At 40.8% G+C, this 14,917-nt stretch carries 13 protein-coding genes; 7 read left to right on the top strand and 6 right to left on the bottom strand.

The features are described 5' to 3' along the window. Positions 1–33 precede the first annotated feature (33 nt). Together QN079_RS15755 and QN079_RS15750 are read left to right on the top strand one after the other, a co-directional pair. The gene (locus tag QN079_RS15755) at positions 34–1,482 is read left to right on the top strand and encodes an AcpB/EbpR/MafR family transcriptional regulator (protein WP_289230092.1); all 1,449 of its coding nucleotides are present in this window, start codon (positions 34–36) and stop codon (positions 1,480–1,482) included. A gap of 656 nt (positions 1,483–2,138) precedes the next feature. Continuing rightward, entirely contained in the window at positions 2,139–2,768 is a 630-nt protein-coding gene (locus tag QN079_RS15750) for a helix-turn-helix domain-containing protein (RefSeq protein ID WP_289230091.1), read from the top strand. Positions 2,769–3,251: 483 nt separating this feature from the next. Here the strand turns inward: QN079_RS15750 and QN079_RS15745 are convergent, their stop codons facing one another. The 6 genes from QN079_RS15745 to QN079_RS15720 all read right to left on the bottom strand — a co-directional run bounded on the left by QN079_RS15745 (position 3,252) and on the right by QN079_RS15720 (position 10,290). Continuing rightward, positions 3,252–3,503: a DUF1093 domain-containing protein gene (locus tag QN079_RS15745; RefSeq protein WP_249686349.1), complete on the bottom strand. Its 252-nt coding sequence runs from the start codon at positions 3,501–3,503 to the stop codon at positions 3,252–3,254. A gap of 418 nt (positions 3,504–3,921) precedes the next feature. Continuing rightward, on the bottom strand, positions 3,922–5,343 hold the full coding sequence (locus QN079_RS15740; protein WP_289230090.1) for a cryptochrome/photolyase family protein: 1,422 nt from the start codon (positions 5,341–5,343) through the stop codon (positions 3,922–3,924). Between the two features lie 241 nt (positions 5,344–5,584). Next, complete coding sequence (locus tag QN079_RS15735) at positions 5,585–5,950, bottom strand: DUF2512 family protein (protein ID WP_289230089.1); 366 nt, start codon at positions 5,948–5,950, stop codon at positions 5,585–5,587. Between the two features lie 384 nt (positions 5,951–6,334). Beyond that, positions 6,335–7,519 (bottom strand): PTS transporter subunit EIIC, encoded by a 1,185-nt coding sequence (locus QN079_RS15730; RefSeq protein ID WP_289230088.1) that lies wholly within the window; start codon positions 7,517–7,519, stop codon positions 6,335–6,337. An 11-nt stretch (positions 7,520–7,530) separates the two neighbouring features. Further along, the gene (locus QN079_RS15725; RefSeq protein ID WP_289230087.1) at positions 7,531–9,612 is read right to left on the bottom strand and encodes a glycoside hydrolase family 3 protein; all 2,082 of its coding nucleotides are present in this window, start codon (positions 9,610–9,612) and stop codon (positions 7,531–7,533) included. A gap of 204 nt (positions 9,613–9,816) precedes the next feature. Beyond that, positions 9,817–10,290, bottom strand: coding sequence for a DUF3955 domain-containing protein (locus tag QN079_RS15720; protein ID WP_086338776.1), 474 nt, complete (start codon positions 10,288–10,290; stop codon positions 9,817–9,819). 425 nt (positions 10,291–10,715) lie between these two features. On the opposite strand from QN079_RS15720, the gene QN079_RS15715 reads away from it, so the two are divergent. The 5 genes from QN079_RS15715 to QN079_RS15695 all read left to right on the top strand — a co-directional run bounded on the left by QN079_RS15715 (position 10,716) and on the right by QN079_RS15695 (position 14,888). Beyond that, positions 10,716–11,030 carry a rhodanese-like domain-containing protein gene (locus QN079_RS15715; protein WP_010748940.1) on the top strand — a complete coding sequence of 105 codons (315 nt, stop codon included), beginning with the start codon at positions 10,716–10,718 and terminating at the stop codon, positions 11,028–11,030. Between the two features lie 2 nt (positions 11,031–11,032). After that, entirely contained in the window at positions 11,033–12,691 is a 1,659-nt protein-coding gene (locus tag QN079_RS15710) for an FAD-dependent oxidoreductase (protein WP_289230743.1), read from the top strand. Further along, positions 12,684–12,983, top strand: a complete 300-nt coding sequence (locus QN079_RS15705) for a rhodanese-like domain-containing protein (protein ID WP_010748942.1) — start codon at positions 12,684–12,686, stop codon at positions 12,981–12,983. The genes QN079_RS15710 and QN079_RS15705 overlap by 8 nt, the downstream gene beginning before the upstream one ends. Further along, positions 12,980–13,240, top strand: coding sequence for a metal-sensitive transcriptional regulator (locus QN079_RS15700; RefSeq protein ID WP_005230585.1), 261 nt, complete (start codon positions 12,980–12,982; stop codon positions 13,238–13,240). The genes QN079_RS15705 and QN079_RS15700 overlap by 4 nt, the downstream gene beginning before the upstream one ends. Positions 13,241–13,571: 331 nt before the next feature. Next, positions 13,572–14,888: an MATE family efflux transporter gene (locus QN079_RS15695; RefSeq protein ID WP_289230086.1), complete on the top strand. Its 1,317-nt coding sequence runs from the start codon at positions 13,572–13,574 to the stop codon at positions 14,886–14,888. The last annotated feature ends 29 nt before the right edge of the window (positions 14,889–14,917 follow it).

Below are 14,917 nucleotides of genomic sequence, written 5' to 3'. Positions count from 1 at the left end.
AGAATAAGGATTTACACAGGAGGAAAAACAGTCATGTATAAAGAAGACTTACTGGATAAAGACTTGAAATTGGAGTATATCTTGCTCAAATTCTTGTATTTATCGACGGGTCATATCAAAAAAAGTGATGCGTGTCGGGAATTAGAGATTACGATGCCAACCTTGACGAAACTATCAGAAAATCTTCAGCAACAACTAAAAAATGAGAAGGTCTCTTTTGCAATCAACCGTTATACCCTTGATCTGCAAGTAAACGACAGCGTCTCATTGGATGATTTGACCGACACGTTATTGAAAAAATCTGTAAAATATCAAATCATCCATTATTTGTTTCAACATGCAGGCTATGATGCTTTTGTATTAGCCGATGAATTAAAAATAAGCGTCGGGACACTGAATCGTGTGATTGCAGAGTGCAATCAGCTGCTGCAGCATTTTGAATTAAAGATAAAGAACAAAAAGCTAGCGGGAACGATGACTCAACGCATTTATTTTTACTATAATTTTTTAAAAATGGGGGAAACAGCGATCGATTCTGTTTTGATCGATGAGCTGGTGGCGGAGCTAGCGAAAAAAATAACCCTCTCGATTGCGCAACAAAAGCAGTTGAAGATCTGGCTATTTGTGATCATGAAAAAAGTCACGCCACACACAACCTTGGGAAGCTTAAGTCCGGAGGAACAAATCAAAATCAATCGCTGCCAAGAAATGCCGATTTGTCGCTTTATTCGAGAAGCCTATGTGTCGAAAAAAAGCATCTGTTCAGTAGACGAAGCCAAGATCGTCCCCTTCTTTATCTGTCTTTTTCTCGTTACGGTAGGAGGAATTCCTTACGAGGAGCTTCGCTTAGGGTTGTATACCAATAAAAATCCTGTTTTTGAGATTACCGATGAAGTCATGGCAGCGATCCAGTCCATTTATTGTCTTGAAGCCTCGCATACGACGATCGATATTAAAGCCAGTGTCTTCTCCTTGATCGCACAAGTCTATTACTTTCATGGGGTAAATTACTCCATTGACCGAGTCACCTTGAATTATTATCACAAGCTGTTTCACAATTCCTTGCGAGATCAAGTGATTACAGACATCCTACAACACATTATTGCACCAACCAACTTGTTTACGCCCACGAAACTCAACTACCTCAAGAAACGTCTGGTCTTTTTAATCTATCTGTTATCACCGAAAGAGGAATATCGGGTACGGATCGGGGTCTTAAATATGGGCTCCAGTCTTTTGGCAGATGCTTCCATTTACTTGTTAAAAAATGAACTAAAAGGGAAACAAAATGTAACTATTTCTCCTTATAACAATGAGGAAGAATACGATTTGCTGATTTCAAACGCCCGTGTCCCTCAACTTGGCAACAATTATGGTCAATTTTATCAAGTGACTGCCATCGGTGCCGATTTAGATGTCAATCAGGTTTCTGCGATCGTCGATCAAATTGCTTATTCTAAGTATCATTCGTTTGTGGTGTGAGCCATTACTTGTTAGTTAAAAAGCAGTGAGTCAACGGATAGTTGATTCGCTGCTTTTTCAATTATCTGCGAAGGAGGGAAAGGAAAAGGAGCTTGAATTGCTCTTATCATTGATGACAGAATAAGAATAGGGATTAGTCAAGCAGCTTTCTGTTAGATAAATGTGCCCAGTATCCTTGTATAACGTATCGCAACAGAGCAGAAGACATCAAGCGTGAAAATAATAGAAGGGATTCAAAATGCTGATTTTGGAAGGGGGTAAAAAAAGACCCACGTAATGATGTGAATCTGCAATCGTTAATTGGCTCTATCAATATCGACAAACCGACTAGCTATATTTTTCCAAAAACGGAAGTATGCTAAAATAGAATTCAACTAATAGTTTAGTTCTGATTTCCTCTATTCCGCACTCTGTTCATTGAAAAGATAATCTCAAGGGAGTTGTTTTAATGGTAGAGAGAAGAGAAAATCAAAGAATTAAGGCAATCTAAAAGATGCCTCAAAAAGCTTAACAGAAATTCTGAGCGATAATTTTTTTAGCAACTAATGAAAGCGTTTAAATAAGCGCTGAGATAGAACTCAACCAATAGTTTAGTCCCCATTCCCTCTATTCAACGATCCGTTCATTGAAAAGATAATCTGAAGGGAGTTATATTAATGTTAGATTTAGGAAAAAATATCAAAGAATTAAGACAATCTAAAAAGATGACTCAAAAAAGCCTAGCAAAAATATTGAACGTTACGCCACAAGCTGTATCTAAGTGGGAAAGAAACGAGAGCAATCCAGACATTCAGACGCTTATATCTTTGAGTAACTACTTCAATGTTTCTGTAGACGAGATTTTAGGAAGGAAAAAACCTACTTTTTTTGAGACTCTTTTTTCTAAAAAGAAAGGATACCAGCAAATGGAAAAAACAGGAGATTTCATTAAACCAAAAGATTCAGTAGAAGAAAAGAAATGGAAAAAAGTTGTTATATTCGATATCGTTTTCAGCTTCATTGCAGACCAAGGACTTTTACAAACGCAAGCTTTAAGTAGGAAACTGGAGATGCTTATGCAGAAAAGAGGAGAAAAAGTTTTCATTGAGACTTATAATTCGAATCAGGTAAATCAATATGGCGGTGAAGCCGATCTTATTTTGCTGACTCCAACTTTCGGATATGCGAAAAACGAAATTGAACAGAATTTTCCTACAACACCAGTCATAGCTATTTCAAAAAAAGATTACGGGATGCTTAATGTTGAAAAATTGTACCAAGAGATAGAAAATGCATTCGATCGATAGCAGTTCTCAAAAGATTTGCTATTTTTGTTTTACGTTTCCCTTTGGGCCTTTGGTTGGTTCAGCAACCTTATCCGCTATTTCGTTTGATTGAGTTTCTGTTCGTAGACTCAAAGTTGTGCGGCACCACTTCCTGCACATTGTCATTACTGTATTCGGCTTGTGGTTCACTGCACTTGCCAGTAACTATCTGTGAGTGGATTTGCACCATCTAGAGAAGTGCCATCCATGTCCAGTAGACTCAAAAAAGATGAAAATCACTAACAAAAAATCTGAGCCAGAATGTGGTTTATTCTGTCCCAGATTTGATGTTGTGCAACTCATTAGTCCTTATTAACGAAGAGCTCATTAGTTTTGATTTTCTAATTTCTCTAGAACCTTTTTGGGAATTGCGTCTTTTTCAACGCCATTCGGGCCGTTTATTGTACGCTTTTCACTGATCACCGCTTTTACATAAGAATTTGGTGTTAAGGGTTTTGCGTTATCTTATGATAATGAAACCTCAAGGGTTTGGGTGCTGCCATCTTCTTTTACAAAGTTTAATGTGTAATCGTAAGAATACCAAGGAGACTGGTCGCCGATGCCGCTCTTACTTTCGTGTTGGACTTTAGGCGGAATCTCAGACGGGACATACGCGTAAGCTGTTTGTCCTGAGTAGGTGGATTGATAATATTCATATCCTTTGTATCCAACGAATCCTAAAAGTACGACTAAGATGAATCCGATTATTTTTTTCATATAAACCATCCTTATCCTCAAATATGGAGCTATTATAACAGAATGGTTCTATAGATGACCTTTCATCAGACGAACAGTTTTGCAAGGAGAAACGTTGCTATCCAGTCGTGAAAAAGCAGGGAACGCCGCTAGTAAAGGGTTCGATCTATAAATCCTCAGGGGATTGGTGCTTAGAGCGACTAGAAATAAGAGGGGAAGTAGACGACAAGATCTTAATTAAAAAACACAGCATGGAAAATGCTTCTTTATGTATGCCCAGCAGCAGACAGCTTGATGAGACGTGCCGTTTGTTTTTTCACTATAGACAGGCGAAAGAGGGCGCACCAGTTTCATAAAAAACCAGCAAAGACGCTCCGTAAGAGACAGTCTTTGCTGGTTTTTTTACCGAAAATGCTTGAGAGCAGTCCATGGCAGCTTTTTATGGTTCGATTTTACTATACAAATCGAGGGCTCTTTTTCTGGCTTCGTTGTGGTCAACTATAGGCAACGGATAGTCGGTGCCTAAAACTACCTTTAGGTCGGCTTGTTCTTCGTCAGTCATCAAGTAGGGTTCATGGATGAATTTTAGCGGCAACTGGGCGAGTTCGGGAACAAATTGTTTGATAAACGTCCCATCCTTGTCGAATTTTTTCCCTTGTGTAATGGGGTTGAAAATTCGAAAGTAAGGAACCGCATCGGTGCCAGTCGAAGCTGCCCACTGCCAGCCGCCGATATTGCTGGCAGCGTCGTAGTCGATCAATTGTCGAGCAAAATAGGCTTCTCCTTGCCGCCAATCGATCAGTAAATCTTTGGTTAGAAAGGAAGCGACGATCATCCGTAGACGGTTATGCATCCAACCGGTTTGATTCAGCTGCCGCATCGCGGCATCAATGATCGGATAGCCGGTTTGCCCTGCTTGCCATTTGGTTAGCTCCTCTTCATTTTTTCGCCAATCCATGTTTCGATATTTCTCAATGAGTTCATAGTTTTTTTGTTCAGGATGGCTGAAGTAGATCATATGATAAAAATCTCGCCAAGCCAGTTCTTTTAAAAAGGTCGCTTTGCCAGTGCTTGATGGCATTCCTTGGCAAGCGGCCCAAACCTTCCGAATGGAGATTTGTCCAAAAGACAAGAAAGGGGACAGGCGGCTGGTTCCTTTGATCGAAGGGATATCACGGTCTTTTTCATAGGTGGCCAAACGCTTTTGCACAAATGCTTGCAATTGCTTGTGCGCATAGTCTTCCCCAACGATCGTTGAAAAATCGGTCTTTCTATTTTCTAGCAGCTTAGCAAGCAGCGCTTTCCCTGCTTTGAAGTGAGGGGCATCATCAAAATGAACGGCTTTTTCAAAATCGAGAGCCTGCTTTTGATACACCGGTTTGGGCAATTGAATCCATTTCTTATAGTAGGGGGTAAATTTTTTGTAGTACGTCCCATCCTCTTTGGTGACTTCTGTTGGTTGATGCAGATGATGATCTTCAAAAGAATGGACAGTGATGCCTTTTTTCTCGACCAATTCTTTTATGTAGAGATCACGTTTACGACCAAATCCACGGTTATCAAAGTTGAAGTAAAGCTGGCTCCATTTTGGATAGCAAGCGAGCAACTGATCAAAGGCTTCTGTCAAAGTCCCTGTCAATAGGTGGATCGTCAGATTTTGCTTTTTGGCAGCCTCGATAAAGTGAGCAACTGCGCTAAAAAAGTAATCATGGCTTGGCGCCTTGGGGAGAAACTGCTTGTCATTGAGATGAAATACACACAACAAATGGTCGTTTTCTTGAAGAGACGCAAGCGCCTCAGTCAGTGCCGTGTTGTCCTCTAAGCGTAGATCCTTTCTAAACCACATCACATGAATTGCCATACAAACCTCCCTGATAGTATAACCGTGCAAAAAACGATCGGATTTCGTTTATAGTAATGGAAAGATGGGATTTATTCAAATTTGGCGATTGCGTCAGCTAACCAGAAATCTTGGCAAGCGTCCGTGATTATAGAAAGCATATGGAACAAGAAGATGCGTCGCTTTTCAATAGCCGATCTTGTAAACAAAAAAAATCGAACACAGAACAAGAGTCTGCGTTCGATTCTAGCAATCAACAAAATTATTTCATTTTCCGTTCATCTGGCACGATGTCTGCTTTTAACAACCAGATGTGGAAGAACCATTCTGCCACACTGATCAATACTGCTGGGATCAATACTAGCATCCAGATGTCATTTGTATAGTCCATATAAGTCAGATACAGCCATAGGATAAGGGCTGCTGCGCCGGCATCTGCAACCGTTGCCGCAATGTTACCGATCTTGCGCAAAATGACCAAGTCGCCTAGCACATAGATCATCACCACAATGATCACACCGACGATCGTCGAGTCCATAAAACTGACATCGTAAATCCCTGACAACACAATCCACAAAATCGCCCAAATCATTAGTGCTTTGACAACCAACGCTTTTAGATGTTTCATTTCATACACTCCTTTTTATTATTTATTCCAAAAGCAAGAAGATCATCTTAGTGATAACCTTCTATTTCAAGGCTATCATCTGACATTTTTTGCGTCAAAAAAAAGGATTGGTTTGGTTTTTTATTCAAAAGCACTAGCAAGAGGCACATGTTGCGAGCAGATTCGCTTTCTCCATTCATTTACTTGAGAAGCGATCTTGTTACATGGTTCGATTGTTGGTTATCAGTTGGTATTTGTTTTAATATATCTTGTAAGATTAGTTAGTAGTATTGCTAATATTATTCTTAAAAAAAGCAGGTAATCGCCTATTAGATAGTTTCTAGCAGGATAAAAAAATTCGACTCTTTTCATCAATATCAGAAACAATTTTTAATTGAAATTCGCTTAGTTTACTAGGGCTTCTTCTGCTTGATCTGGTTCTAGTACAACTTCCTTTCCTATTTCGGAAGCAGCAGCTTCTTCCTCAGGATCTTCAATTCCTAAGAATAGTTGAATAATAAATGATGCGGAAAAAGCAATGATACAACCGATGATTGCATAGATAAAATTCGAAAATCCATCCGCGCCAATATAGCTTGGAAGTGATACGAGACTTGGCGCAACTTGGGCATAGCGTCCAACATTCATAACTCCTATAAACAGACCACCCAATCCACCTCCGACCATTGCTGAAATCAATGGTTTTTTAAACCTTAAGCTAATGCCGTATAGGACAGGTTCAGTTATTCCTAAGAGAGCAGAAATACCTGAGGAAATCGCAAGTTGCCTAACTGAACTATTTTTTGTTTTGACAGCTACTGCAAAAGCGGCGGCACCTTGAGAAACATTCGAAATCAACATTCCCGGTCCAACGACTGTATCGATCCCTATCGTGGCAAGAGAATTGATGCCCAATGAAATCAATACATAATGCATACCAGTCATCACTAAAAGAGGATTCAAAATACCAACCACAGTTGGTGCCAGCCAACTTACATGTTCATTCAGAAAAGTTACCATATCTCCTAATCCTGAGCCAATCAGAGCACCTAATGGTCCTAGTAAGACTAAAGTTACTGGCGCAACAATAGCTAGAGTTAGAAGAGGTACCATAATGAGTTTGATGGATTTATGAACAATTTTATCTATAAAAGGTTCAACATAAGACATAAACCAAACTGCAAGAATGATTGGTACAACGGATGAACTATAAGTGGCAACTGTGACTGGAAAAGCAAGAAACCTTACGGCATTTCCCGTCTCTATACTGTTATTCAACAGGCCTATGAAAGTGGGATGAACAAGTGCTCCTGCTATAGCCATAGCAATGTAAGGATTGACGGAAAATGTTTTAGCAGCTGAATTTGCTAATAAAAGTGGTAAGAAGTAAAAAGCAGCATCACTTATCATCTCTAGAAGAATATAGGTTTCTGATTCTGTTGACAAGACTCCTAATAAAGAGATGATTGCAAGCAGGGCTTTTAACATCCCGGCACCAGCAATGGCAGGGACGATTGGCATAAAAATTCCTGTGATCATATCGATGATTTTAGTTAATACACCATTTTTCTTTTTCGCTGTGGATTCCATACTAACCCCCGTTAAACAGTTATAGTTTCTTTTATTAAATCTGTTGGTGAACTGCTGTTTCCTAGATAGACTTCGTAAGGAATTTCTTCTAGCTCCCATTGTTCAGAATCAGGATTGTACCATTTCAATTTTTCGATAGGACATTTAATCGTAATATTCTTTTTTTCTCCAGGAAGTAGATGCACTTTCTTGAACCCGCGTAATACTTTGATGGGACGATCGATTTGCGAGTGACTAAATCCTACATATAATTGAACAACTTCTGCTCCAGGTAGTTTCCCTGTGTTTTCAACTGTACATTTTGCTGTCAAAAGCTTTTTATCTATTGTAAAATCATGGTTTGAAATATCAAAATTGGTATAAGAAAGCCCATAACCAAAAGGAATCGAAGGCACTTTTCCTTCCTTTTCCAACTTCGCATATCCATGGTAATACTCATAGGTGATTTGATCTGCATTCCAATCAATCTGTGGCAGATCTTTCTCTTTGTAAGGGGTTACAAATGGGAGTTTTCCACTCGGATTGGCTTCTCCAAAGAGGATTTTTGCCAGCGCTGTGCCACCTTCCATTCCTGAGTAGTAGGTAAAGAGAATCGCAGATACTGCATTTTTCCATTTTTCAATCATAATTGTATTACCACCAACTAAAGCAACAACTGAATTATTGTTTTCTGGGCCAACTTGGTTTATTAGTAAAATATCTTCAGAATGGAGTTCTAATGATTCTTTTCGATCACCGCCTTTAGCGTCAAAAATCGCACCAGCAGGAACCTCTCTGTTTTCTGCTTCACCAGTATATTCACCTTCATCATCATAATTATATCCAACAACAAAAATCGCTGCGTCCGCTTCTCTGGCAATCGTTTTTGCTAATTCAATATCTGATCCTTCGTTATAAATAACCTGAATGTGTGGAGAGTATTTTTTTAATCCTTCTAAATAACTGATAACATAGGGAGGGTAAACTCGACTAGAACCACGATCGCCTGTATTTTCTTCAGTCGCTAATTTTCCAAAAATAGCAACTTTTTTAATATTTGCGTTTAAAGGAAGACAGTTGTTTTCATTTTTTATCAAAGTAATCGATTGTTCTGCAGCATCTAAAGCTAGACGTATATGTTTTTTGTAATCAATGGTTTCTTTGGAATCATCGTTTTTCCTAGCTTCTTCAAAGACGAGTAGGGTACGAATAATTCTTAATGCAGCATCGTCAATTGTTTCTACAGGTACTAATCCATCTTCGACAGCTTTTTCTAATTTTTCTCCGTAATGATTTGTTACATGCATTTCAATATCTAATCCTGCCAATGCTGCTTTTACAGTGTCTCTCGTTCCGTTAACGAAATCACTAATGACAAAGCCGTCGAAATTCCATTCATTTTTTAGTACATCTCGAACTAAATAAGTACTATTGCCAGTATGTTCGCCAAAATATTTATTATAAGAAGTCATTACCGAAGCTGCACCAGAATCAATAACATCTTTAAAATGCGATAAATAAATTTCTCGTTCTGTTCTTTTGCTAGCATGAACATCGACTTTAAAACGAGCATTTTCCATACTGTTAAATGCATAATGCTTGACGCAAGCAACCACACTTTCAGATTGAACACCTTCTGAAAGGGCAGATCCCATCGCACCGAGAAGGAATGAATCTTCTCCGTAGACTTCTTGACTGCGCCCCCAACCGGGATTATAAGGTAAATTAATACAAACGCCGCCAAAAAAATTCCCGCCACTATCTTTGATTTCTTTCGCAATCGCTATTCCAATTTGCTTTTCTAACTCAGTGTCGAAGGAAGCGCCCCTTGCCATAGAAACTGGAAAACAAGTTGTTTTGTCTCTGCCGGTTACTGCACCGCGAGGACCGTCTACAAATTTCATGGAGGGAACATTCAATCGTTCATTTCCACCGGCCTCATAAGGAAATTCGTTGTAATGCTGCCCATTTGCCATATCCCTTCTTACATCTGCTAAAACCATATTGCCGCTCATCAAGTGCACTTTTTCTTTTAGGGTCATTTGCTTCAAAATCTTCTCAGCTGCTTCCGTATATTGGAGCCGATTTTTTCTCATATTCATATCAATTTTCATCTGATCTCCTTCCTTGTTACATTTTATCTGTTAATGATACCGTTTCCATCATTAAGTTAGTTTTGCGTACTAACTTAATAGGTGAAATATAAATCATAAAATATAAAAAGTCAATGGAAATTTTAGTTATTATTATTAAATAAATAGATATAATTTGGAATATTGAAGAAAAAAGAGCACGACCCAATAGAGTCGTGCTCTTAATCATTTTCTCCTAACAGCTCGAAAATAATTGATCCCGGTTCCTGCAAATACTACGAAACTAGCCAATAGAAACAAGAATCCTACGGGAATCAGATAGAAATTTTCATGTAAAATGCCGGTTTGATCGATGTATTCTACGGCGCTTGCTTTGATGAAGAAGCAGGCAAAGCCGAATAGTAGTAAAAATGTTCCGATCAAGGTCGTGATCAAATTGAGTTTGGCGCGTCGGGTCTCGCTGCCGTCTTTGATTAGTTTTTCAGTGATCTTGTTCACTTGAGTTCCTCCTAAAATCAATTCATCAAGCGAGAGTTCAAAAATCGTGGCGATGGCAATCAGCATTTCTAAATCTGGTAGATTACGATTGTTTTCCCAGTTCGAAACGGCTTGTCTTGTCACGTGTAGTTGAGTGGCAAATTGTTCTTGGGTCAAGTTATTTCTCGTACGTACTTCTTTGATTTTTTCGCCAAATTCCATCTTTTCTTCCTTTCGCTGATGTGACTTAAGCATAGTCGAAACCCTCGTTGGTTCCAAGAAAGCAGGGCTTGCTGCTTGGTAAATCAAGGGAAAGTGGTGCTTGCGTCGCTTTTTTGTCCGCTCTTGGTTAGGGCGGGAGCCAATCATCTTTAATAATCAAAGCGATCAGCTGCTAAGTAAACGAATTGATGTGTGTTATTTTTACAATGTATCTTTTCTTTTATTATAGCATTGTGATCGAGGGGAGGGAAATGTGTGATACGGGTCTTTCGCTACTTGATTGGTAGATGTCTAACAGCTGTCGAGAGTATCGAGCGGGGAGCAGCGCAACAGCAAGGTTCTTTTCTTAAAGAAAATCACTTAGTTGACAAATCGCAAAACATCTTGTTTAATATACCCCAAGGGGTATACGAAAGGAGCAAGAAATGTTTTCACTATTTAAGCGCATACCAAGTATGTCAACAGCAGATTTACAAAAAGAAGGAGCCAAAGAATGGACGGTTCTGGATGTACGCACGCCAGCGGAGTACCGCAGCGGGCACATTGCCTATGCGAAAAATGTACCGTTAAATAAGGTTGCTGGATTTACTCAAAAAGGCGACAAGAAACTGGCAGTCATTTGCCAATCGGGGATGCGGAGCAAACAAGCAGCCAAAATCCTAAGTAAAAAAGGTTTTGATGTGGTCAACGTTCGTGGCGGCATGAATCAATGGCGCGGAACAACCAAAGGAGGAAAGTAATGATGGAAAAAATAGTTATTGTCGGTGGGGTAGCAGGGGGAATGTCGGCAGCCACGCGCTTACGTCGGCTTAAAGAAGCAGCGGAGATCATTGTTTTTGAAAAAGGCCCTTTTGTCTCTTTTGCGAATTGTGGGCTGCCGTATGCCATTTCTGGTGAGATCAAAGAGCGAGACGCCCTATTGGTCCAAACACCTGAAGCACTAAAAAAACGGTTCAACTTAGATGTGCGACCTTTTCATGAAGTACTGGCGATCCAGCCAGAGGAGAAAACGGTGACGGTCAAACATGGCGAACACGTCTTCACGGAATCTTATGATGCGTTGATTTTATCGCCGGGGGCAAAACCGCTAGTACCAGCGATCAAAGGGCTAGAAGAAGCAACCAACGCCTTTTCTTTGCGCAATGTTCCTGACTTAGACCAAATCATGGCGCATCTTGAAGACAAAAAGCCTCAAAAAGCGACGATCATTGGCGCTGGGTTTATTGGGTTAGAAGTCGCTGAAAATTTACATAAAAAAGGCCTCGAAGTAACGATCGTAGAAAAAGCACCCCACGTATTGCCACCTTTGGACGAAGAAATGGCTGCGTATATCAAAAATGAATTGATCAAGCAAGGGGTCAAAGTTTTGACCTCGCAGTCAGCGACCGCTTTTGAAAAAGCAGGGCAAGAAATCGTTCTGGAAGATGGCACGGTCCTGGCCTCAGATGTCACGATTCTTTCGGTTGGTGTCCAACCAGAAACGGATTTGGCGAAACGTGCTGGTATCCAATTAGGACACCGGGGGGGTATCCTGGTAGATGAGCAATACCAAACCAGCAAGAAAGATATTTACGCGGTGGGTGATGCCATCGTTGTGAAACAACAAATCACCAACGAAGACACGTTGATCTCCCTGGCGTCACCAGCCAATCGCCAAGGTCGGCAAGTTGCTGATGTGTTGGGTGGACTGGCTCGCAAAAACAAAGGCAGTATTGGGACTGCGATCGTGCGCGTATTTGATCTTGCCGCAGCTTCCACAGGGTTGAGTGAGCGCAGCGCCAAACTGGCAGGGCTAAATCCCCAGGTGGTTCATCTGTCAGGCAAAGACCATGCAGGGTATTATCCTGATGCGACGGATATTTATTTGAAACTGATTTTTGATGCGGATACTGGAAAAATCTATGGTGCGCAAGGCATCGGTGCCAAAGGGGTCGATAAACGAATCGATATATTGGCAACAGCGATCAAAGGCGGTTTAACCATCTTTGACTTGCCTGAACTGGAATTCACCTATGCACCGCCTTTTGGCTCAGCCAAAGATCCAGTGAATATGCTTGGCTATGCAGCGATCAATCTGGCGGAAGGAATCAGTGAGAATATTCAGTGGCACGAATTGACGGATGCCTTAGAAAACGGTAAGCAGTTGTTGGATGTTCGTTCAGAGATGGAATTAGCCAATAATGGGCGTTTTCAACAGGCGCTCCACATTCCGTTAGATGAATTGAGGGATCGGTTGTCTGAATTGGATCCAAGCGTCTCGTATGTCGTTACGTGTCATAGCGGATTGAGAAGCTACATTGCCGAACGCATCTTAAAACAAGCGGGCATCAATTGTCAAAACCTCGATGGTGCCTTTTCGTTGTATAATACTATTAAGCCGGAGATGATTATTCATGATTAAAGCAATATCTATGGAGGAATTTGCCCAAAAAGAAAAACGTGAACCACTTGAGATCCTTGATGTCAGAGAAGTCGATGAGTTTGCACAAGGACACATCAAAACAGCACAAAACCTACCGTTGAGCGAACTGACAGAACAAATCAGCGACTTAGAGAAGGATAAAAACTACTATGTCATCTGTCATTCAGGGGCTCGTTCGCAAATGGCATCTGAATTTTTGAGCCAGCAAGGGTTTCAAGTGACCAATGTCCTCGGCGGCATGTCAGCATGGAGAGGAGAAATCAAACGATGACCGCATGCAACAAAGATATCTTGAATCGGTTAAAACGAACCGAAGGGCAGTTGCGGGGGATTCAAAAAATGATCGAAGACGAGAAAGAATGCGTCGATGTCATCACGCAATTGTCCGCCGTCAGTTCCAGTGTTAACCGTATTATGGGGATCATTGTCGCTGAAAATTTGAAAAATTGTTTGGAAAATCCAGACAGCGACACGGAAACCCAAAAGCAGAAAATCGATCAAGCCGTTCAGCTGATCGTGAAGAAATAACGGGATTTTTGAAAGGTTTGTCGCGTTTTTTATCATCCCATGGAAAAGGTTCAGAAGAGCAGCATGTTCTTCTGAACCTTTTTACTCTTCATCAGCGATTGCTTGTCGACGCCAATAGAGGAAATAAGCGGAGATTGTCGGTATGTTTTGTTTTTTAATTATGAAGGAATATACACCGAGAAGGCTGTATGGTTAAATGGAGGGAGAAACGTCAAAACGCCTGATGGGTCGTTGCGTATTTATAGCGACCAACGATCGCTTTTCTTGTGATTAAAATCACAATAAGCGAGTGGGTGTTGCGCAGTTATGGCGAATGAGAGAGGAGAGTTTCTTGAACAAAAAAATACAGTCTTTTACATTGCCCTTGATTGCTTCCAATTTGTTTCAAATCATTATTGCGCAAGTTTCATTAGCGATTATTTCAAGAAGATCCACGGAAGCGCTGGCGGCGATCGCACTGATCGACGGATTTCTCTACGCTTTTGCGGGTATTTTAGGTGCGATTGGCCTGGCTTTTAATATTTATGGCGCAAAGGCAGTCGGGCAAAGAGAAAAGACGCAGTTAAATGATTATCTGTCGTCGGTTCTTTTTCTAGTAGTCGCGATCGGCGTGAGCTTTTTCTTGATTTTCCTGCTTTTTGGACGCGGCATTTTGCAGGTTATTTACGGATTTAGTGGGGAGCTGCTAAGGACCGCAACATTGTATCTTGCAATCATGTCTCCCTATATTTTACTTACGTTAGTCACGTTTGTTTTTACTAGCCTTTTAAAAATTGAAAAGAAAACGAACTACATCCTCGGTGTTTCCATTATTAGTGCGTTGGTACAGGTGTTGCTTAGCTATCTATTGATCAACGGCAATCTCGGTTTTCCCGCAATGGGGGTCTTAGGCAGTGGCATCGCAAATATGCTTGCGACTTTGTGCTTGCTGGGGATTTATGGGGTTCTTTTACGAGAAAGTCTAGCCAGGGGGCTGAAACAAAGACCACGAAAACGCACCTTTTTATTGAAAAAAGCGGTCCCTTTAATGATTCAGGAATGCTTTGAGGGTTTAGTCTTTATTATTGCTTTTGAAGCTTTCGTCTCACGATTGGGTGTCAGTACGCTGGCAGCCTATGCGATCGGCAGCCAAGGATTGATGATCGCACGGTTGCCTGCTTTGATGTATGGCAACGCAGTGACCGTCTTTGCTAGTGAGGCGAATGGACAGAAAAACCGTCAGAAGATTTTAGCAGTGGGGAAAAGTGCCTTCGTTTCTTCTTTTGTGGCTTATGTCGGAATCGCCAGTCTGATCTGGCTCTTTCGTCCTGCTTTTTTTCAGTTGTTTACTACAGATGTCGCTGTTTTAGACTTGTTGCCAGCTATTCTACCAATCATGCTGGGGATAATGCTCGTCAGTCCGTTATATGAAATCACAAAATACCTATTACAAAGCTTGGAGTGCAGTCGCACGGTTTGTGTGTTGACAGGATGCGTCAACAGTCTGGTTTTAGTGGGAATCATGGGCTTTTGGCGTAGTGGGCAGCTGAACTTTTTCTTCCTCTACTGCCTATACGGCATGAATTTCCTGATTCTCGGTAGTTTCTTTGCAGGGCTGTTTTATTGGACGATCAAGCAGCGTGATCCTCAGGGCAAAGGATGCCTTTGAGGGTTAAAAAAGCGAAGGTGCTGCTGAGC

This window comes from Enterococcus sp. FZMF (assembly GCF_030263915.1).
Lineage (GTDB): Bacteria > Bacillota > Bacilli > Lactobacillales > Enterococcaceae > Enterococcus_D > Enterococcus_D casseliflavus.
Note: the sequence above shows the minus strand (reverse complement) of the source record. Positions and strands in the feature narration are given on the sequence as shown.